This window comes from Staphylococcus sp. GDX7P312P (assembly GCF_008385775.1).
In the GTDB taxonomy this organism is placed as follows: Bacteria; Bacillota; Bacilli; order Staphylococcales; family Staphylococcaceae; genus Staphylococcus; species Staphylococcus haemolyticus.
In genome coordinates, this window is the sequence record NZ_VUKI01000007.1 from 1 (window position 1) to 21,057 (window position 21,057).

Sequence of the window (21,057 nt, forward strand, 5' to 3'; positions counted from 1 at the left end):
TCCAATTTATTATAGAGCCATATAAATTTAAAAAAACTTTCAGGAGTGAACTTGAATTTACAATGTATTCAAGTTCACTCCTTTTTGTAAACATAAAAAAACTTGGTGCTGTACACACCAAGTAATTGAATTAATTTATTATTTTATTGCGTGGAAACCACTATCTACATGGATATTCTCACCAGTTACGCCACTTGAGAAATCACTCAATAAGTAAGCAGCTGTTTTACCTACTTCTTCTTGATCCACGTTTCGTCTTAATGGTGCACGTTCTTCAATTTCTTTAAGGATTGTGTTGAAACCACCAACACCTTTAGCACTTAATGTACGAATTGGTCCAGCAGAAATAGCATTTACTCGAATGTTGTCCGGGCCTAAATCATAAGCTAAATATTTAACATTAGCTTCTAAACTTGCTTTAGCTACACCCATTACATTATAGTTTTGAACGGCAAATTCACCACCAAGGTATGTTGTTGCAACAATACTACCACCGTTTGGCATTATTTTCTTCGCTTCGTGCGCAACAATTGTTAATGAATATGAACTGATATCTTGCGCAAGTAAGAAACCTTCACGTGATGTTTCAGAGAAACGTCCACGTAAGTCTTCAATATTTGCAAATGCGATAGAGTGATATACGCCATCAATATTGCCTACTTCTTCGCCAATTTTAGCGAAACCATTTACTACATCTTCATCTTTTTGAACATCGATTTGATATAATTTTGGATCTTCTTGGTTTAATTGTTCTAATAATTTTTCTAATTCTTTGCGGCTACGGTCTTTACGATATGTGAATACAAGCTTAGCCCCTAATTGATCTAATACCTTTGCAACGCCAAATCCGATACTACGTTTATTAGCAATACCCATAATTACGAAGGTTTTATTTTCAAGATTAATCATTCGAAATAACTCCTTAATCATCGTTTTTTATATCTTAATCTCACTGTACAAACAATGTAGACTAATCTAACGTTATTATTTTACCATTTTTGCTTCATAATGATAAAGCAATATTATTACCTGGTCATACATGAAAGCCTGGTACATAAATAATATCATAATGCTATTTTTCAAATTCGCAGAAGCTAACTGAACTGAGAGAGCGCCAAAAAATTGCGTATTCTCAGTTATAGACATCCTTTCGAGCGAGGCCCTAGCAAAAAAGATTTTTATAAAGAAATTCTATAAGATAAACAAATTGGGGTGGGACAATGAATTTAAAAAGAATTCTTTCCCACCCCTGACGCCTGTTATTAATTTTTTCTAAATCAATAATAAAATTCTAGATCTGATTTTAATTCATCTACGTATTCTTTTGAACCCGTTACGATAAGTCTATCTTTGTATCTAAGTTGTGTATCACCATGAGGCACGATTGATTCATTATTACGAATAATTCGAACGAAGATAATATCTCCGCCAAATGGGAAATTACGTAGTTGAATATTTTCATATTGATGATTTAACATTTCAATTTCATACAATGATGTTTCAACATTGCTTAAAATGTTTAACATATTTGGTGTTTCAATTAAGCCTTGTAGGAAGATTTTATTACTAATGAAATTACTGAATACTTCAATACCTTCACCTTTCATTTCTTCATCTTCGTTACTATTTTCAAGTCGACAAATTACGCGTTTAACATCATGTGCTTTGGCTAATTTTGCCACATCACGGTTAAGACTATCATCATTAGCAGAACAAACTACGATGTCTTGATTGAATAACCCTAATCTTTCTAGGAGTTGTTCTTCATAATTCGCTATTTCTACAACAGTTATATGGTCAGATAAATTACGCTTATCTCCTAAATCTTTGCGATAATATAATGTCACATTATATAAGTGTGGTGACAAGTTCTGCACAATTGGAATCGTCAATTGATTCTTGCCAATTAATGCAATATCAATTTTACGATTAGCCTCATCTGGAATTGGAAACATTTTCTTGAAAATAATCGGTACAAACACACACGTGATGATTGCACTTAAAATCAAAATGCCTGACATTTCAGATGATATTGTATTTAATTGCTCTGCAATTTTAGCAGATGCTATAACCAATGATAATGTTGAAGTAAGTAAAAATGCTGATGCTATCGTTGTCTTATTATCAAACCAACGTCTAATAAAGAAAACTGGAATTAATTTTGAAATAATAAAAGCTAGAATGAGCACCGGAATAATTAATAATAATGATGGTTCTTTAATTAATGACGGAATATTTAAATCAACACCAACCATGATAAAGAAGATTGGAATAAAGAACCCGTATCCAAATGAATCAAGTGTATGCACTAATTCTTCATCTGGTTTCAGCAAGGATACAACCACACCAGCTAAGAATGCGCCTAGTATATATTCAGCGCCTACACCCTCTGCAAGTGCAACTAAAAGAATAATTAATGCAAAGATTGCTCTTATACCTATTTGTGTAGTACCACCAATTAAGCGATGTAAAAATTTCATACGCTTAAATACAACGCCTAATATATAGAAAATGGCAGTAAATACAAGTAAAATTGCTGAAAGCCAAACTGAACCATTACCACTACCATTGATACCACCGTAAATAGTTAACAGTACCATCGTTACTAGGTCAGCCAATACGGCTACTAATAATATAAATTGACCGATAGTTGTACGCATTATATTCATTTCTTTTAAAGTGGGCACTACGACACCTAGTGATATCGTTGATATGATAATTATCATTAATAACACATCATCTACGAGTCCTAACCATTTAAACGCGTAAGCTAATATTACTGATATAATCATAATAAATGCGAATACAGTTAGTGCTAAATTAAGATGGCTTGGTACATCTTTTTCATGTTTGTTCGTACCTTGTCGATTTCTCTTATCTTTTTTAAAAGTGCTAAAGTCAATCTCTAAACCACTTAAAAACATTAAAAAGATAAAGCCCAACGTTGATAATATATTAAGCATACTATCTTTATGTACTAGATTTAAGAAAGACTGTCCAATAATAATACCCATGATGATTTCGGCTACAACCACTGGTAAAAAATTGATGTTCAGTCTATTTATAATAATTGGTGTAAAAAATGCTGCTAGAACTACAATGACTAGTGAAAAGAACTCCATTTTGTCCCCCTATGTTAAATATGACATGAATGTTGTTGCTAAACCAAAGTAAATTAACATACTTACAATATCATTAATTGTTGTAATAAATGGTCCGCTGGCTACGGCTGGATCAATATTCAGTTTATTCATAAATAATGGAATCATAGAACCAACTAACGTACCAACCGTCATTGCAATAGTAAGACTACCTCCAACTATTAGTGCTAAAAATGGTTGTCTATATATAACAACGATGATAATAAATAAAACAGTGGCACAAACTAATCCTGAAAGCAAGCCACTTCCCGCTTCTCTTAATGCAACCTTAAATTTACTTTGTTCATCAATTTCCCCAGTAGAGATATTACGTACAGACACCGCAAGTGATTGTGTACCAGAATTTCCGGACATACCACTAATAATAGGTATAAATGCAGCTAATAATGCAACTTGTGATAATGTTGCCTCAAAACTACCTAATATAGTAGCGGTAATCATTCCTAAAAATGTAAGAATGATAAGCCAAGGTAATCGTTTAGTAGCAGTTTTCACAACAGAATCATTTGTTGAGTCAATATCAGATACCCCAGCTAAACGAGAGTAGTCTTCACTAGCCTCTTCATCCATAACATCTAGAATATCATCAATTGTAATAATACCAAGTAAATGTTGTTGATAATCAATTACTGGCATTGCAATAAAGTCATAATCTCTCATTTTTTGAGCTACATCTTCTTGGTCATCTGCTACATTAACACTAATCACACGTTCGCTCATTATGTCCTCTATATATGCATCATTTTCAGCAACAATCAAATCTCTTAAAGATAATACACCAACTAATTGTCCATCGGTATTAATGGCAAAAATGACATAAATCGTTTCGGCATCAGGTGCTTGTTCTTTTACTAACATTAGAGCTTCTTTAACCGGAGTATTGACATCTAATGAGATATATTCCGTCGTCATAATACCGCCGGCTGTATCTTCTTCATAATGTAATAGATGTTTAATTTCATTAGCATCGTCACGGTTCATTAACGTTAGCAAACTAGCTACTTTTGGTTTCGAAAGTTCATTTAATATATCTACAGCATTATCAGAAGACATCTCTTCTAAAACTTTACTAGCATAATGTGCATTCATCGTATCAAAAAGGTCTTCATATGCTTCATCATCTATTTCTAATTGTTCAAAGAATTCCCCTACTTCTTGAGGTGATAAAAATTCAAATATCTTTTGTCTATTTTCATTTGTAGTGTCTTCAAAATATTCACTTTGTTCATACTCGTGCATTGCTAGAAATTCTTCTCTAAAACGATCTATATCGTCTTGTTTTAATAGATCATCTAACAAATTTTGGTTATACACTTCATCAGTATTATAGTCATTATTTTCTGTTTCTAATGACAACGTCAACACCTCCAAATCTTATTATAATTCTGCAAAAATGTTTTGTAGCCATTTATAATCTATCTCTATCTCAATTTCTCTATTATAAATTGGATGTATGAATGTCACTTTATAACATTGTAAAGATTGCGTATGAATTTCAGGATGACTTCCTTCATATAAATCATCACCAACAAGAGGATGTCCTACATAATTAAAATGAACGCGTATTTGATGCGTTCTTCCAGTATGTAATTTAATTTCACATAAACTCGCTTCAGGTTTGGTCATTACTGTTTCATATGAAGTCTTTGCGTATTTTCCTGAAGCATCAACTTTCCTAGTAATAATACTCTGGCTATCTCTAGCAATCGGTTCTTCTATAACACCACTCAATTGCATTTGACCATAACATACACACATATACCTTTTATCTATTGCACTCGTCGTCATTAAATGATGGATATGCCCATGCTTAGCAAATATTACAATGCCTCTAGTGTTACGGTCTAAACGTGTAACAATATGCGGTACGATCGATGTATCGATTAACTGACCAACATTTAAATAATAAAGTACACGTTCTATCAAACTATCATGCGGATGTTCTCTTGACGGAGTGCTATTTAAATAGTTTGGTTTTGACACAATAATTAAATAATCATCTTCATACAATATTTCAATTGGATTACGTGATGGAATCAAATATGAGCTAGGTGTTTCATCAGGTAACGCAATAGTTAACTCATCACCTGGCATCATCATTTTTCTGACAGTTACATGACTGTTATTAATAATTAAAGCGCCATTATGTTTAATGGCGCTAATTGTCTTTTTAGAATATTGGTGACGCTGCAAAAAAGACTTAAGCATTTCATTATGCTGTATCACATATTCAAATTTCATCGTCCATCTTCACTTTCAATGAATGAATCATGTACTCTTTTCCAAAATGGGAAAGGTCTAAATCTAGCAAAACGCACTTTCTCATTAGCCACTCTAAACTGAATACCATTGACATTTTTATGTTTTAAACTAACATGATCAATTGTTGTTAAAATGGTATCGTGATTAACAGGTGTGATTAAACATGTATGATGCTTTGGCAAAACAAGTGGTGAACCCACTGTTCTAAATACTCTATTATTGATAGAGGCTATTTCTGCAATCTGCATAGCTTCAAGTGAGGGATGTATTAGTGCTCCACCTAATGCCTTATTATAAGCAGTTGAACCTGAAGGGGTTGATATACATAAACCGTCACCTCTAAAACGTTCAAATTGCTTACCACGAATGCCCACATCAACTACAAGTGTTGAACCATTTTCCGTTTTCATTGTTGCTTCATTTAAAGCTAAATAACGTGTTTCATAACCATTATCATTGTATCTGACAATAATTTCTAATAATGGATATTCAATGACTTGAAATTCAGAGTTATTAATTTCAATAATTAATTTCTCAACTTCATGAGGTAACCAATCAGCATAAAAACCTAAATGTCCTGTATGTACACCTACAAATGCCACTTGAGAGAGCATGTGGCTGTATTGATGAAAGGCTTGTAATAAAGTTCCATCTCCACCTACCGAAATAACAATTTCTGGATTAACGGCATCTTCTACCATGTGGAAATCTTTCATATGATTTATCATTTTATGCTTTAATGCATTGGATTTTGAATCACCTTTAGACAAGATAGTATAACGCATCCCCACACCTCATTAGTCATGTTTTTTTGCACGTTTTTGAGAATAATATTTCTGTGCTTCTTGAATTTCATCTTTAATCTCAGACATCTCTTCATCTAGAAGATATGCCGCTTCAGCTGCACGCTCAAGACGATGCTGAATTTCCGCTGGATAATCCCCGTCATATTTATATCTTAATGTATGTTCAATTGTAGCCCAGAAATTCATTGCTAATGTTCGTATTTGTATTTCCGCTAAAATGGCTTTCTGACCGTTTAATGTTTCAATTGGATATTCAATAATCACATGATATGAACGATAACCACTTTGTTTTGTGTTATTGATGTAGTCACGTTCCTCAATCACTTTGAAATCTTGTCGTTGTCTAAGCATATTAACAACCACATCGATATCGTCCACAAATTGACACATCATTCTAAGACCAGCAATGTCGTACATCTCTTCACGTAGTCTATCAAACGGTATACCCCTTTTATTCGCCTTATCAATAATACTCGTAATTGGTTTTACTCGACCAGTAACGAATTCAATGGGTGAAGCATCTTCTCCAACTTCATATTGCTTACGCAAACCTTTTAATTTTACCTTTAATTCATCAACGGCTTGTTTATATGGTGTTAAAAATTGATCCCATTGATTCATATTGTTTCACTCCGCTTCACTTTAGGTCAAAAGTTTCTTCAACAGCTGAAACAAACTCCTTACCATAGTTATTATTTCCTTCAACATTCTCAAGTATGTAATCTAATTCCTCTTGAAAATGTTCTAAAACCAAGTCATCGTTTACTATTAGTTTCTTGCCTCTATTCTCATGCAACATGGACCATGTTTCTTGAACGAAAATCAAGTAATCATATGATTGTCCGTCATCTAATAAGTAGGCAAATCCGTAATTATCACTATCAACAAGCATTTGCCCTACTTCTACTAATCCATCAGTTGGATCTTCTGAGTAGCAATAAATGCCATCATCTTTAATTTTAATTTCATTTACATAAATACGCATGCTTGTTCCTCCTTATTATTCTTTATTAGTTTAACATAATTTAACTGTATAACACACGTTTGAAATGCACTTCTTATTCGTCTATCCACTATTGAATGAAGCTCATTATGTCGTGACAAATCAAATCATTTTATAAACTATACTTATGTACTCAGATTTACCTTTTCATTCATATATAATTACTTTAAATATTTATATAACTCAGTCATAATGAATTACAATAAATGGATTTAGAGGTGCAAATTATGGCGACGAATAATGAAATAGAATTCAAACAATTACTAAGTAAAGATGTATACGATAAATTTAAATATACTTTTTTTGAAGATAAAGAACCTTTTATTCAAATAAACTACTATATTGATACTCCTAACTTCACATTGCGAGATCATAAATCCGCATTACGAATCCGTGTTAAAAACGACACATATGAAATGACCTTAAAAGTGCCCGCCGACATAGGTTTGATGGAATATAATCATATGGTTAAACATATACCTAAAACAGGTGATGTAATATCTAATAACTCACTACCAGAAGATATACGAGAAATTGTCGAATCATACGGTATTAATGACAACGAATTAACTATATTAGGCGCATTGAGAACAGCTCGTTTAGAAACAAACTATAAAAATGAATTGTTAGTATTAGATCGAAGTGATTATTTCGACAAAGTTGATTATGAGTTAGAATTTGAAGTTACTGACTATAACAATGGTTTGAAAAAATTTCATAGTTTATTAGAAGAATTTAATCTTGAGCACACCGTACCTAACAATAAAGTTCAACGTTTCTTTGACTATAAGAATCAAATTGACAAGTAGCAGTACGTCGCTGTAAAAAGTCAAATTACTTTTAAATGTAAAAATTCATGTTATATTAGTAATATATTAACGGAAATTGGTGATATTATGTCTAAAACGCCATACGATATTATAGGTGAAACAGCACTTTATAATATGATTGATCATTTCTATGCTCTAGTTGAGAAAGATGATAGAATCAATCATTTGTTCCCTGGGAATTTTGCCGAAACGAGTAGAAAACAAAAGCAATTTCTCACTCAATTTCTAGGTGGACCGAACCTATATACTGAAGAACATGGACATCCGATGTTAAAAAAGAGACATATGGAATTTAAAATTACAACTTATGAAAGAGATGCATGGTTAGAAAATATGCATACTGCAATATCCGAAGCACAGTTTCCAGCTGGTGTTGGAGACTATTTATATGAACGTTTACGTCTAACCGCTAACCACATGGTAAATTCCTAAATATAATTGAAGGTGAGTAAAACATGGCTGAAGAACTAAAAATTGTAGACAATAGAAGTCGTGAAGATGCTAATCTGTCACCTGTAAATAAAATTGAAATTTATTCATTTTTTGATCCATTTAATACAGATTGCTTTAAATTATCAGCGATTATTTCTAAATTAAGAATTGAATATAATCAATATATCCGTATCAGACATATTCTAAACCCTTCATTGAAAGTACTTACTAAGTGCCAAGCGCAAAGTACATCTGATTTTGATAATATCGCCTTAGCTTATAAAGCGGCTGAATTACAAGGTCGTTTAAGAGCGGAACGTTTCATCCATTTAATGCAAAATGAAATTATTCCTAAGAAGGATATTATTACGGAAGAAATGATTTGTGACTGCATTATTAATGCAGGTTTAGATTACAATGAATTCAAAGAAGATTTACAAAAAAGCAAATTAACCGAAAGTTTAAAAATAGATTTACACATTGCTCGAGAAATGGAAATTGAGCAAGCACCTTCACTCGTATTTTTCAGTGAAGATGTTCATGAGGAAGGCCTGAAAGTAGAAGGATTATATCCATATCACATTTACACATATATTATTAATGAATTAATGGGTACGCCTATTGAAAAAAATCTTCCACCTAAAATTGAGCATTATATTCAAAAGAAACAACTCGTTACTATGGAAGAACTATTGACCATATATGAGTGGCCCGAAAAGTTAATGACAAAAGAACTTAAGAAATTGGCGTTACAACAAAAAGTAGAAAAACTTCAATACCCTGAAGGAGATTTTTGGCAATCAAAAATGCCTAGAATATAGGATAGCTAACAATAGCCATTCAATGATGATTATATTCATGCATTGGGTGGCTTATTTTTGTGTACACATCAATTTAAGGTTGAACGACTCTGTTTCTATTATTGTTATATAAATCAATTGCAATGTATAGTAGTGGCGTCGAAGTACAATGAAAAATTTATCTACAATAGGGAATTAATTGATAGTGGTAGTTATTAAAAAAGAGTATAAAAAAACGCCGTGTCTGATTACACGACGCTAAACAAAGGGGATGGGAGAAATTTTTCACTTCAAACAAAGGGGTATGTTTGTTATGTGATTAATTTCATGTTCATAATATAACACGCTAATATAGGTGTTTCAATATTAAAGACCCCTTATTTTGAAATTGTCACAAACTTGACATATTGTAAACGGATACAGTCATTCTAAGCTTTCATAAGTTTTTCAAAAGCATCTAATTTTTGTTCAAAGACCTCACAAGCTTGCTCAATAGGTTCTGGTGAAGTCATATCCACACCGGCATTTTTCAGAATCTCAATTGGATAATTAGAACTTCCTTTTTTCAGGAATTCATTAATATATCTTTCAACTGCAGGTTTACCCTCAGTTAAAATTTGATGACTCAAACTTTGAGCTGCACTATATCCAGTAGCATATTGATATACATAGTAATTCATATAGAAATGAGGGATTCTTGACCATTCTTTGCTAATATTGTCATCTGTTTCAACAACATCACCAAAGTATTGTTTATTCAATTTAGCATATTCATCATTCATACGTGTTGCAGTTAATGGTTCGCCTGCTTCTTCAATTTGATGAATTTTATGTTCGAATTCTGCGAACATAGTCTGACGGAATAAAGTCGCTCTGAATCTTTCAAGTTCTTGATTTAATAATAATAAACGACGTTCATCGTCTAAATGTTTATCCATATAATCACTTAGTAATGCCTCATTACAAGTTGATGCAACTTCAGCAACAAAGATTGAATAATCACTAGAATTAGATGGTTGATGTTTACGACTGAAATAACTATGTGCTGAATGACCAAATTCGTGGATAAGCGTATATAAATCAGATACAGTATCTGACCAATTTAATAAAATGAATGGATTAGTTAAATGTGCACCAGATGAGTAAGCACCTGATCGTTTACCTTTATTTTCATAAACGTCGACCCATCGATTATTCAAACCTTCTTTTACTACATCAAGGTACTCTTCACCCATAGGTTCTAACGCTTTTAACATCCATTCTTTTGCTTCTTCATAAGGCATTTCAAATTTAACGTCCTTAACCATTGGCGTATATAAATCGTACATTTTCAACTCATCAACAGCTAATAATTCTTTTCTTAGTTTCGTGTATCTGTGCAATAATGGTAAATATTTATGCACAGTTTTTACTAAATTATCATAGACTTCTTCTGGTATATGATTATTACTTAACGCACGCTCACGAGCTGTTTTATAGTTATGTGTTCGAGCATTAAAGACATTCTTCTTAACTTCCCCTGCTAATGTTGAACCTAGAGTATTATTATAAGCACCGTAAGCTTTATATAAATTATTATATGCTGATTGACGTAACTCGCGATCATCAGATTCTAAATATTTGATAAAAGTTCCTTGTGTTAATGGATGTTTTTCACCATCTTTATCTACTGCATCTTCAAATTCTAAATCTGCATTACTAAACATACCGTACACATTACTTGGTGTAGATAGTGCATCTTGAGCCTCAGTAAGTAATCTCTCTTGCTCGGCATCTAAAATGTGTGGTCGTTTTTCATTGATAAGTTTTAAATCAAATTCATAACGTTTTAAGTTGTCATTAGTTTCGATAAATGATTGAAGTTTATCTTCATCAATTTGAAGAATTTCTGGTACTAAGAAACTCCATGCGGAACTAATTTTAATTATAAGTTGATGTGCACGTGACTCGAATCCTGTATATTTATCGTTTGAAGTATCTTGGTCTTGTTTTAAATGTGCATAGACATATACTTCCTCTAGTTTAGTACCAATTTCATCTTCTAATGCAAGCGCATCATATAATGTATCAGCGTTATCTGCTAAGTGCCCTTTAAATTGCTCTTCTTTACCTAGATAACCTTCAACCTCTTTTAATGCTTCTTCAAAAGCTTCATCATTTTTAAAAATCGTTGTTAAATCCCACGTATCATTTGGATATTTACGTTCTTGCTCTTCTCTTGTTAATTGTTGACTCATATAGTAAACCTCCTATAATAACTAATGTTATAATTTTCTCATTATTCCCTATGAATTGCACGTTTTAACTATATTTAATGTAATGATTAATGAGTTCTGAGACAACACAATCCATAGAAATAGTGTTAAGGTACATCTGCCTAAATTTAAGAAAGGCTTTTAAACACTGATGTACATCACACTCTTGTTCATTAAATAATTTAAATTGTAATTGCCACTGAACTGGATGATTCTCAATATAAAGTTGATAAGGGAATATGTAGCCGAAGTTATGATAAACAGCTTCATCTGTTAATCTTAACTGGTACATTGCGCTTAACGATGGTTCAAGGACGGAATTTTTCCTTCTACATTGATTCAAGTAATAATGTATTTCAGATTTAGTTAGCTTGAAAATGTGTTGATATGACGTAGACATGATACTAATCTGATTCACTAATTCGTTGATTTCAATTACTGTTTGTTTTGCGATAAATTGTTTGCCACCAATATGCTGAATTTGACTATATAAAACAACACACTTGTTTTTTTGATTCCATGCATATAAACACCTGTTTATTGGATGTATAAAATGTGCTTGAAATGAATTGAGATATAGCCTCCCCCTATGATATCGACAATCTTGAATTAACCAAATGACTTCCATATTCAGCTGTTTAAATCCCTTTGTTCGTTCTATGATCTCTTCAATATCTATTCTAGAAAATTGAATTTCAATTACGTATTTTGAATTCACTAGTATGTCTGGGTATTGTTGAATAGTTGGACAATAAGGTTCAATTTGAACGTGATAATGCAATTGTGATAACATCTTCGCAATAAAACACTTTACAAAATAATGTTGTTCGGATTCTTGTTTTGCACAATAACATACGCTATCAACCTTATGCGCGAAATGCGGGATTTTTTTTGTGCCACACTTTAATAGTAGTTGTGAGCTACAATGCGGACAAAAATAGCTGTCCTGTTTCTTTGCACGATGTGCATATACTTGCTCGCCTTGTTGATTTATAGCGATTAACATAAATTTCACTCACCTCATCAGATTAAACGTATGAAATGGTGATTTTACTTCTCAACACAAAAAAACCGAAGCAATATTCATTGCCTCGGTAAAAACTTTCATTATTCAACTGTGTCTGGGAAATAACGTCTCACTTGAGCAGTTACATTATGACTCATAATAATCTTAGCATAATCATTTAAGTATACTTCAGTTTTATCTGTTGGATATGCAAACTCTAACATCTGACTATAACTATCGTTAATCGTTTCTTGACTGACTGATTCATCAAAGTGGATAGCATAGTAATATTTATTGTCATTCATATATAATAAATCTTCAAATTCATCAGTTGATAAATTATGGTGATATGCATAACTAATAACTTGCTCTAAATCATCAAATTTAACGATAACTGTTCTTATGTTCGGACGTTGTTTCGTTTGTTTTTGTTCAGACTTATGAGAGTGCTTTTGTTGTTGTGCTCTTTGTTCGAATAAATCTTCAATGCTCTCTTCATTTTCTAATGTATTTGCAAGTAATTCGTTAACTTGTTCTTCAAATTGCTCGTTTGCATCTTCATCAGACATATTCATAGCTTCTTCATTTTTAGATTTAGAAATCGTAACTTCCACACCTTTTTCAAAGGCATGTACTTGTATCCAAAGAGGTCCTTCAACTACGAAGTCTTCTTCTTCATTGATTTCATCCATCATTGACCAGAAGAATTCTTCGCCTCTTTTACGGTTAGTCCATAAATCTTCTCGACTGAATCCTCTAGCTTCAATATCACTATAAGTTATAAATAATTTGACTGTTGTGTCATCAACGCGTTCTATTCTCATATCATCTCACTCCTTACAGTCGATGAATAGTAACCATATTGTATTAGAACGTGGTGGAAATTACAATTTATTTGTTTGATTAAATTTAACTATTTTACGATCGTTATATATACTAACATATTCCCTTTTTGAGTTACAAAAAACAGCACTAAAATAGTGCTGTTTCATATTATTATAATCTTCAATTAAATTTTAAAATTAATCAACAAGACGTTGCGCTTCTTGTAATTGGAAAGTACGAACCTTTCTAGGTAAGAAACGTCTAATTTCATCTTCGTTATAGCCAACCTGTAAACGTTTTTCATCTAGAATAATTGGACGACGTAATAGTCCTGGATTATCTTGAATGATCGCATAAAGATCTTGTAGTGGTAAAGAATCAATGTCAACGTTTAATTTTTGGTATGTTTTAGAACGAGTAGAAATAATTTCGTCAGTACCGTCTTCAGTCATTTTTAAAATTTGTTTGATTTCATCAATTGTTAAATGTTCAGAAAAAATGTTACGCTCCGTATATGGAATGTCATGTTCTTGTAACCATGCTTTCGCTTTACGGCAAGATGTGCAACTTGGTGAAGTAAATAATGTTACCATACATCTCACTCTCCTATTGAATGAATATTATTCATTATTTTTGAATTTATTGATTAAGAAATGATAATTTATTAAGTCCTCTTAACCTTACAATGTTAGTATAACCAACTAACATTAAAATTAAATGAGAAAATCCTAATTTTTCTGAGAAATCTCAAATTTTCTAAAAACCTAAATTTAAAGGCTTAGAATTAACGTATAACTACATACTAACATAACTTACATTTTAAAGAAATACTGTTATAATTTAAATAATATGAATTATAACTAAGAAAGTAGGCATCTAATATGGAGACATTATTTTCAGGAATTCAACCTAGTGGAATACCCACAATCGGTAATTATATTGGGGCATTAAAACAATTTGCTGATGTACAAAATGATTATGATTGTTATTTTTGCATCGTCGACCAACATGCAATTACTGTGCCACAAGATAAAATCAAATTACGTAAACAAATCCGTCAACTTGCGGCTATTTATTTAGCATCTGGCATAAACCCAGAAAAGGCTACCTTATTTATACAATCTGAAGTACCAGCACACGTGCAAGCAGGTTGGATGCTCACAACAATTTCAAGTGTTGGAGAACTTGAACGTATGACTCAATATAAAGATAAAGCTCAAAAACGTACTGATGGTATTCCAGCAGGATTACTAACTTACCCACCATTAATGGCTGCAGATATTGTGATATACAATACTAATATTGTTCCAGTTGGTGAAGACCAAAAGCAACATATGGAATTAACACGTAACTTAGTCGAACGTTTTAATAGTCGCTATAATGACATTTTGGTTAAACCAGAAATTCGTATGCCTAAAGTAGGTGGTCGCGTCATGAGTTTACAAGACCCAACGAAGAAAATGAGTAAAAGTGATGATAATCAGAAAAACTTTATTTCATTACTAGACGAGCCTAATGTGGCAGCAAAGAAAATTAAAAGTGCTGTAACAGATTCAGATGGAATTATTAAATTTGATCGTGATAACAAACCAGGTATTTCAAATTTATTAACAATATACTCTAGCTTAACAAATGAATCTATTAAAGATTTAGAAGCTAAGTACGAAAATGAAGGATACGGTAAGTTCAAAACAGACTTATCAGAAATCGTCAAAGATTTCTTAATTAACTTCCAAGAAAAATATAATGAATTTTACAATTCAGATAAACTAGATGACATCCTAGATCATGGTCGCGATAAAGCTCAAAAAGCGTCATTCAAAACATTGAAAAAAATGGAACGTGCCATGGGACTGGGACGTAAAAGATAAAATAAAAAGTGAGACGAGTGTTAATTAACTCCTCTCACTTTTTTATTGATCTATATTTATTTTCTACCTTTAGGGTTAAAAGCATCTTTCAACCCTTCACCGACAAAATTAATACTTAAAATTGTAAACATAATCATTAATGCTGGCGGCATCCAAATCCACGGCTTAGAACTAATGATATCTCCTTCTTGAGCATCACTTAACATGTTTCCCCATGATGGAATTGATTTACTAATACCAAATCCTAAAAAACTCAATCCAGATTCTACTACAATCATTCCCGCAAAGGTTAAAGTAGCTTGTACAATAACCACGCTTAAAATATTAGGTAGTAAATGCTTTAAAATAATTTTGTAGGTAGGCGTACCTATTGACTTTGCAGCTAGAAAGTATTCGTTTTCTTTCTCTTGCATTACTTTTCCTCTTACTAATCTAGCAATACCTCCCCAACTTAAGATAATAATAACTGCAACTAGTATTATAGCTGAGCCATATGGATTTTTAATTTTATCGCCTAATGCTGCATTTAATACGATAGCAAAAATTAAAAACGGGAACAGCATTACGAATTCAGTGACTCTCATCAGTATCGTATCAAGTAATCCTCCAAAGAATCCTGATATAACACCGATAGCAATTCCTATAACCAACATACCAATCGTAGAAACTAAACCTATAGACAGTGACATTCTACCTGCATATAATAATCTACTAAAATTGTCCCTACCACCTGAGTCAGTCCCTAAAATATTCTGAGATGTCATATCTCCTTTTATATTTAATAAATCTTGTTGATTAATTGGTAATGGTGCTAATAGTGGCGCAATAATAGATATGATTGCTATTAGAATCAAAAAAATTAATGAAGCCATAGCAATTTTATTTTTAGCAAACTTTTGTAAGGCAATCCTTGTAGGTGAAGATGCTTTATTTATCATTGTTGAATTATTATGTCGTTTTATCATCATTTACCTCTTCTCATTCTAATTACTACGTATTCTTGGATCGACAAAATTATAAGTTATATCAGATATAAGATTTCCGAATAAACCTAAAAATGAAAAGAACAGGGTTAATGCCATCATTAATGGATAATCTTGACCTGTTACAGATTCTAAAAATAATTTACCAATACCATTAAATGAAAAAATAGTTTCAGTAATTACTGCACCACCTAAAATACTAACGATATCAGCTCCTAAAAAAGTAATAATTGGAATTAATGAGTTTCGTAAAATATGTTTATTATATATTTTATTAATAGTTAGACCTTTTGCTTTGGCAGTTAAAACGTAGTCTTTATTAGCGTTATCAATAATGTCATTTCTTAAATATTGAATATAACCCGCTGTTGATAATAAACCTAAAGTTAAAGCTGGCAAAATAGTATGATAAAGTTTACTCAAATAATATGTGAAACTACCTTCTTGAAGATTGATATTCACTGATCCCTGAAAAGGAAATATTGGAAATTGAAATGCAAAGATATAAATAGCAAATACACCGGCAATAAATGAAGGAATTGCTAGCATAACGTAATTGAATACTTGAATGGTGTAGTCCCCTAACGAGTATGCATATCTCCCTGAAATAATTCCTAGAATAAACGACAATATATATGTAATTATTAGAGATACCACGCCAAGCAATATTGTATTGGGCAAGCGTTCGATAATCAAATCCATCACGGGTCGCTTATATTTTATAGATTCTCCTAAATTACCATGTGCAACATTTCCAATCCATCTCACATATTGCGTTGGTATAGAATCATTAAGACCTAGTTTTTCTCTCTGAGCGTCAATCGCCTCTTGCTTAACATGAGGGTTATACTGTCCACTAAAAGGATCACCTGGTTGAATAATTGCTAAACTAAATACTACTATCGATATTAAAAATAATAGTGGTATCATTAACAAAAATCTTTTTAAGATAAGTTTAATCATTTAATATTCACCCTTTCAGTAAAGAAGCAAGCAACATGATGATTCGGTTTAATTTCTTCAAGTTTTGGTCTTTCCTCGCGACACTTTGCTTGTGCAATAGGACATCTAGTATGGAATGGACATCCCTTCGGTGGATTACTTGGAGAAGGTAATTCTCCTTTCAAAATAATTCTATTCCCTTTAGATTTATTAAATTGTGGGATAGAAGAAATTAAAGCTTTAGTGTATGGATGTTGAGGATTTTTATAAAGTTCAGTACTATTTGCAATTTCTACCATATGACCTAAGTACATTACGCCTATCACATCACTAATATGTTTTACTACGCTTAAATCGTGTGCAATAAATAAATAGCTTAAATTAAATTCCTTTTGAAGATCTTTCATAAGATTTAATACTTGAGATTGCACTGATACATCTAAAGCACTTACAGGTTCATCAGCCACTATAAGTTTGGGTCTTATTGCTAATGCTCTAGCAATACCTATTCTCTGTCTTTGTCCTCCGGAAAATTGATGTGCATATTTATAATAAGTATCTTCGCTCATACCTACACAATTTAATAAATACATTACCTCATCTTTTAGTTTCTTTTTATCTACTATATGATAATTTTGCAACGGTTCTCCTATTATATCTCCAACCATTTGCATTGGATTTAATGAAGCATAAGGATCTTGAAATATCATTTGAAAATTTTTACGAGCTTCTCTTAATTTTTTCCCATTTAATTGCGTAATATTAACACCATTAATTTTAATTTCACCAGATGTTATATCTTCCAATCGAACAATTGATTTACCAAGTGTCGACTTACCACATCCTGATTCTCCTACTAAACCAAATGTTTGCCCTTTTTTAATTGTAAAAGAAATATCGTCAACAGCTTTTACATATTGAGTTGGTTTGAAAATTCCTGATTTAATAGGATAATAAGTTTTTAAATTCTGTATTTCTAAGATGTTATCCATTTTTATTCCCCTCTATTTATCAAAAAGATGACAGCGAACTTGACTACCATCCCTACTTATAAGTTTTGGTTCTTGTTGATTACAGCTTTCCATTCTCACTTCACATCTATTAGCAAAGCGACATTGATTCTTATTAAATTGAGTTATACTAGGTACCATGCCATCAATCACCTCTAAATATTCTACGCTTTCATTTAATTTAGGAATGGTACGCAATAGTTTTTTGGTATACGGATGTTTAGGATGATTTAGAATTTGCTGTAAATCACCGAATTCTACAATTTGTCCAGCATACATGACGATGACTTTATCACAAAATTCTGATACCACACTAAGATCATGTGTTACTAAAATAATCGACATATTAGTTTCTTCTTGCAATTTTTTTAATAACTCAAGAATTTGTGCTTGTATCGTTACATCCAGCGCTGTAATTGGCTCATCAGCAATAAGTAATTTAGGGTTACAAGAAATTGCTATGGCAATCATAACTCTTTGTCGCATACCACCAGATAATTGGTGAGGGTAACTATTTAGAACCTCGTCCGCTCGAGCTATTCCTACTTGTTGTAATAATTCTTTAGCTAGTAAATACGCTTCCTTTTTATTTTTATTTAAATGTAAAATAATAGGTTCTATTATTTGATTCTTAATTTTAAAAACAGGATTCAATGCAGTCATTGGTTCTTGAAAAATCATTCCTATATCTTTACCTCTGATTTTTCGGTATTCACTTTCACTAGCATTTTGCAATTCTTTGCCATTAAATATAATTTGCCCTTGAGTTATTTTGGATATTTTTTCTGGCAAGAGCTTAACTATTGATTTATTTAAAATTGATTTACCACACCCTGATTCTCCTACAATCCCTAATATTTCATTACTTTTTAATTTAAAAGAAATTTGATCAATTGTAGGATACCACTCGTTTTCAATCCTAATTGATGTTTCTAGATTTTTTATTTCTAATAAATAGCTATCCATAATTTGCTCCAATCAATAAACCTCGACTAAAGTCGAGGTTCATCTTTTATTCTTTAGTTATTTGATATAAATCCTTATCTGAGCCTATTGAGATATCAACATTTCTCACTTTATCATTTACTACTGTAATAGTATCTAATTGAACAATTGGTAATGCTGGAAGAACTTCATTAGTATGTTTTTGCCATTCTAAGTAAATTTCTTTACGTTTTTTATCATTATTTCCTACTTTATTGAAATCTAACGCATCATCCAACAATTTATCAGATGTTTTATCAGTAGTACGCATTTCGTTTTGTGGTCTGTCAGTATGATATAAATCAGAAGGGTCTGGGTCTGAACCGCCAGTCCATGTTCTGAAATAAACTTCCATATCTTTAGAAGCACTAGCTAAGTCATCATTATATTTACCAAATTCAACCATTTTCACATTTGTTTTTAATCCTACTTTTTCCCAGAAATCTTTAATAGCTGCTGTTCTAGGTTCAAAGGTAGGATTTGAGCCAGCATAATGTTTTAAATTAATTTCAAATGGTTTACCATTAGGATCTTCTCTGAAGCCATCTCCATTTCTATCTTTATATCCTAATTTATCTAACATTTTTTTAGCTTTTTCAGGATCGTAACTATAGTTATTTAAGTCTTTTTGATCGGCTGCAATCCAATGGATAGATGGAACAAAGCTATTTAATTCTTTACCATAACCTTGATAAAATGCTTTAATCCATTTTTTTCTATCAATTGCATATAACATTGCTTGTCTAAGTTCTTTTTCTTTATATTTAGGACGTTCTGCACCAGTTTTATTCTTCTCTTTATCATAATCATGAGATACAAAACCAATAACAGAATAGTCTGTGCCTGGTGTTGATAATACTTTAAGTTTTCCATCTCCAGATTTTTTAGCTTCTTGAGCAATACTACCTGTAGTAGAATCAGTCATATCAATTTCGCCATTTTTCATAGCTTTCACAATTTGTGTTTGATCAATAACTTTTAAATTAATTTTGTCTAAACTTGGTTTACCTTGCCAATAATCATTAAATTTCTCTAATTGAACTGCTTCACCATGAACAACTTTTGTCACTTTATAAGGTCCAATACCAATTGGATGTTTTCTGATTTTATCTGATTTCGCTAAATCTTTAACTGCTACATCGCTTAAATATTTTTTACTTAATAATGGACCAGCAAAGAAGCCTTCAAGATAGTTCACTTTCTTCTCTTTAAAAGTAACTTCCATAGAATAGTCATTTAATTTTTTCAATCCACTAATCGTATCCGCTTTGCCTTCATGTTTTTCTTTAGCACCTTCGATGTTTTCTACGATAGGGAAATAACTACCTTGATAATCTTTGTCTGCTAAGACATTTAAAGTATAAATCCAGTCATCAATTTTAAACTCATTACCATCTTGCCATTTAATGCCTTTTTTAATTGTAAATTTAATCTTCTTACCTGGATCAATATCTTTCCAAGAAGCAATAAATGGTTTAGGTTTCATATTTTTGTCAAGCTTAATTAATGACTCATTATAATAAGCTTCGACTGCTGAATCCGAAGCATCTGAACTCAATACTGATGATAATGTTCCTGAAGGGGCAGCATTTAAACCGACATTTAATTCTCCACCCTTATGATTTGATGTTTCTGTTTTAGATAGATCTTTTGAATTTTCATCCTGTTTCCCTTTTCCACATGCACTTAATACTAATACTGCTATTAATAAAAGTATTAAATATTTACCAATAACTTTCACTAATATCAAACCTCCTGTTGTTTCTAAGATGTTTATCAATGATTTTACTACTAAAAATTTTTTTAACAACTTTATTTTAAGAATTTTCAGAAAAATATACTTTTTAAATTTTTGCTTAGATTATAAAAAACCGCAAAAAAGCCTCA

20 protein-coding genes are annotated in these 21,057 nt (G+C 31.7%); 4 read left to right on the top strand and 16 right to left on the bottom strand.

The window, feature by feature from the left end; translation table 11 throughout:
• Positions 1-138 precede the first annotated feature (138 nt).
• The 7 genes from fabI to F1592_RS03565 form a co-directional block, all read right to left on the bottom strand.
• On the bottom strand, positions 139-909 hold the full coding sequence (fabI, locus tag F1592_RS03535; protein WP_037535483.1) for an enoyl-ACP reductase FabI: 771 nt from the start codon (positions 907-909) through the stop codon (positions 139-141).
• Between the two features lie 368 nt (positions 910-1,277).
• On the bottom strand, positions 1,278-3,122 hold the full coding sequence (locus F1592_RS03540; protein ID WP_011276218.1) for a monovalent cation:proton antiporter family protein: 1,845 nt from the start codon (positions 3,120-3,122) through the stop codon (positions 1,278-1,280).
• A 9-nt stretch (positions 3,123-3,131) separates the two neighbouring features.
• A complete protein-coding gene (gene mgtE / locus F1592_RS03545) occupies positions 3,132-4,517 on the bottom strand; it encodes a magnesium transporter (RefSeq protein ID WP_011276219.1) in 1,386 nt (461 codons plus the stop codon).
• 21 nt (positions 4,518-4,538) lie between these two features.
• Positions 4,539-5,402 carry an RluA family pseudouridine synthase gene (locus tag F1592_RS03550; RefSeq protein WP_053017511.1) on the bottom strand — a complete coding sequence of 288 codons (864 nt, stop codon included), beginning with the start codon at positions 5,400-5,402 and terminating at the stop codon, positions 4,539-4,541.
• The gene (locus F1592_RS03555; protein ID WP_011276221.1) at positions 5,399-6,208 is read right to left on the bottom strand and encodes an NAD kinase; all 810 of its coding nucleotides are present in this window, start codon (positions 6,206-6,208) and stop codon (positions 5,399-5,401) included. The genes F1592_RS03550 and F1592_RS03555 overlap by 4 nt, the downstream gene beginning before the upstream one ends.
• Positions 6,209-6,220: 12 nt before the next feature.
• A complete protein-coding gene (gene yjbM / locus F1592_RS03560) occupies positions 6,221-6,850 on the bottom strand; it encodes a GTP diphosphokinase (protein ID WP_011276222.1) in 630 nt (209 codons plus the stop codon).
• A gap of 16 nt (positions 6,851-6,866) precedes the next feature.
• Complete coding sequence (locus tag F1592_RS03565) at positions 6,867-7,214, bottom strand: UPF0738 family protein (RefSeq protein WP_011276223.1); 348 nt, start codon at positions 7,212-7,214, stop codon at positions 6,867-6,869.
• 245 nt (positions 7,215-7,459) lie between these two features.
• Here F1592_RS03565 and F1592_RS03570 point away from each other — a divergent pair, with 245 nt between their 5' ends.
• From F1592_RS03570 to yjbH, 3 genes are all read left to right on the top strand, one after another.
• Positions 7,460-8,041, top strand: coding sequence for a CYTH domain-containing protein (locus F1592_RS03570; protein ID WP_053017513.1), 582 nt, complete (start codon positions 7,460-7,462; stop codon positions 8,039-8,041).
• 87 nt (positions 8,042-8,128) lie between these two features.
• Positions 8,129-8,494: a truncated hemoglobin YjbI gene (locus F1592_RS03575; protein WP_053017516.1), complete on the top strand. Its 366-nt coding sequence runs from the start codon at positions 8,129-8,131 to the stop codon at positions 8,492-8,494.
• A 23-nt stretch (positions 8,495-8,517) separates the two neighbouring features.
• Positions 8,518-9,315 carry a protease adaptor protein YjbH gene (gene yjbH, locus F1592_RS03580; protein ID WP_037535471.1) on the top strand — a complete coding sequence of 266 codons (798 nt, stop codon included), beginning with the start codon at positions 8,518-8,520 and terminating at the stop codon, positions 9,313-9,315.
• 407 nt (positions 9,316-9,722) lie between these two features.
• Here yjbH and pepF read toward each other — a convergent pair whose 3' ends face one another.
• The 4 genes from pepF to spxA form a co-directional block, all read right to left on the bottom strand.
• On the bottom strand, positions 9,723-11,531 hold the full coding sequence (pepF, locus tag F1592_RS03585; protein ID WP_053017518.1) for an oligoendopeptidase F: 1,809 nt from the start codon (positions 11,529-11,531) through the stop codon (positions 9,723-9,725).
• Between the two features lie 64 nt (positions 11,532-11,595).
• Positions 11,596-12,555 (bottom strand): competence protein CoiA, encoded by a 960-nt coding sequence (locus tag F1592_RS03590; RefSeq protein ID WP_053017520.1) that lies wholly within the window; start codon positions 12,553-12,555, stop codon positions 11,596-11,598.
• 101 nt (positions 12,556-12,656) lie between these two features.
• Positions 12,657-13,379, bottom strand: coding sequence for an adaptor protein MecA (gene mecA / locus F1592_RS03595; RefSeq protein WP_037535464.1), 723 nt, complete (start codon positions 13,377-13,379; stop codon positions 12,657-12,659).
• Between the two features lie 198 nt (positions 13,380-13,577).
• On the bottom strand, positions 13,578-13,973 hold the full coding sequence (spxA, locus tag F1592_RS03600) for a transcriptional regulator SpxA (protein ID WP_011276230.1): 396 nt from the start codon (positions 13,971-13,973) through the stop codon (positions 13,578-13,580).
• Between the two features lie 288 nt (positions 13,974-14,261).
• Here spxA and trpS point away from each other — a divergent pair, with 288 nt between their 5' ends.
• Positions 14,262-15,251, top strand: a complete 990-nt coding sequence (gene trpS / locus F1592_RS03605; protein ID WP_011276231.1) for a tryptophan--tRNA ligase — start codon at positions 14,262-14,264, stop codon at positions 15,249-15,251.
• A gap of 56 nt (positions 15,252-15,307) precedes the next feature.
• Here trpS and opp4C read toward each other — a convergent pair whose 3' ends face one another.
• Genes opp4C through opp4A form a run of 5 tightly spaced genes read right to left on the bottom strand, consistent with a single transcriptional unit; the run spans position 15,308 to position 20,911 of the window.
• A complete protein-coding gene (gene opp4C, locus F1592_RS03610; RefSeq protein ID WP_037535621.1) occupies positions 15,308-16,189 on the bottom strand; it encodes an oligopeptide ABC transporter permease in 882 nt (293 codons plus the stop codon).
• Positions 16,190-16,234: 45 nt separating this feature from the next.
• Positions 16,235-17,197 (bottom strand): oligopeptide ABC transporter permease, encoded by a 963-nt coding sequence (opp4B, locus tag F1592_RS03615; protein WP_037535459.1) that lies wholly within the window; start codon positions 17,195-17,197, stop codon positions 16,235-16,237.
• On the bottom strand, positions 17,194-18,168 hold the full coding sequence (locus tag F1592_RS03620) for an ABC transporter ATP-binding protein (RefSeq protein WP_037535457.1): 975 nt from the start codon (positions 18,166-18,168) through the stop codon (positions 17,194-17,196). Before F1592_RS03620 ends, opp4B begins: the two co-directional genes overlap by 4 nt.
• 12 nt (positions 18,169-18,180) lie before the next feature.
• Entirely contained in the window at positions 18,181-19,152 is a 972-nt protein-coding gene (locus F1592_RS03625) for an ABC transporter ATP-binding protein (protein ID WP_149809558.1), read from the bottom strand.
• A 46-nt stretch (positions 19,153-19,198) separates the two neighbouring features.
• Positions 19,199-20,911 (bottom strand): oligopeptide ABC transporter substrate-binding protein, encoded by a 1,713-nt coding sequence (opp4A, locus tag F1592_RS03630; protein WP_149809557.1) that lies wholly within the window; start codon positions 20,909-20,911, stop codon positions 19,199-19,201.
• Positions 20,912-21,057 lie beyond the last annotated feature (146 nt).

Coding starts and splice junctions, on each gene's coding strand:
- fabI (WP_037535483.1), bottom strand. CDS start 909: ATGATTAATCTTGAAAATAAAACCTTCGTAATTATGGGTATTGCTAAT.
- F1592_RS03540 (WP_011276218.1), bottom strand. CDS start 3,122: ATGGAGTTCTTTTCACTAGTCATTGTAGTTCTAGCAGCATTTTTTACA.
- F1592_RS03550 (WP_053017511.1), bottom strand. CDS start 5,402: ATGAAATTTGAATATGTGATACAGCATAATGAAATGCTTAAGTCTTTT.
- F1592_RS03555 (WP_011276221.1), bottom strand. CDS start 6,208: ATGCGTTATACTATCTTGTCTAAAGGTGATTCAAAATCCAATGCATTA.
- yjbM (WP_011276222.1), bottom strand. CDS start 6,850: ATGAATCAATGGGATCAATTTTTAACACCATATAAACAAGCCGTTGAT.
- F1592_RS03565 (WP_011276223.1), bottom strand. CDS start 7,214: ATGCGTATTTATGTAAATGAAATTAAAATTAAAGATGATGGCATTTAT.
- F1592_RS03570 (WP_053017513.1), top strand. CDS start 7,460: ATGGCGACGAATAATGAAATAGAATTCAAACAATTACTAAGTAAAGAT.
- F1592_RS03575 (WP_053017516.1), top strand. CDS start 8,129: ATGTCTAAAACGCCATACGATATTATAGGTGAAACAGCACTTTATAAT.
- yjbH (WP_037535471.1), top strand. CDS start 8,518: ATGGCTGAAGAACTAAAAATTGTAGACAATAGAAGTCGTGAAGATGCT.
- pepF (WP_053017518.1), bottom strand. CDS start 11,531: ATGAGTCAACAATTAACAAGAGAAGAGCAAGAACGTAAATATCCAAAT.
- F1592_RS03590 (WP_053017520.1), bottom strand. CDS start 12,555: ATGTTAATCGCTATAAATCAACAAGGCGAGCAAGTATATGCACATCGT.
- mecA (WP_037535464.1), bottom strand. CDS start 13,379: ATGAGAATAGAACGCGTTGATGACACAACAGTCAAATTATTTATAACT.
- spxA (WP_011276230.1), bottom strand. CDS start 13,973: ATGGTAACATTATTTACTTCACCAAGTTGCACATCTTGCCGTAAAGCG.
- trpS (WP_011276231.1), top strand. CDS start 14,262: ATGGAGACATTATTTTCAGGAATTCAACCTAGTGGAATACCCACAATC.
- opp4C (WP_037535621.1), bottom strand. CDS start 16,189: ATGATAAATAAAGCATCTTCACCTACAAGGATTGCCTTACAAAAGTTT.
- opp4B (WP_037535459.1), bottom strand. CDS start 17,197: ATGATTAAACTTATCTTAAAAAGATTTTTGTTAATGATACCACTATTA.
- F1592_RS03620 (WP_037535457.1), bottom strand. CDS start 18,168: ATGGATAACATCTTAGAAATACAGAATTTAAAAACTTATTATCCTATT.
- F1592_RS03625 (WP_149809558.1), bottom strand. CDS start 19,152: ATGGATAGCTATTTATTAGAAATAAAAAATCTAGAAACATCAATTAGG.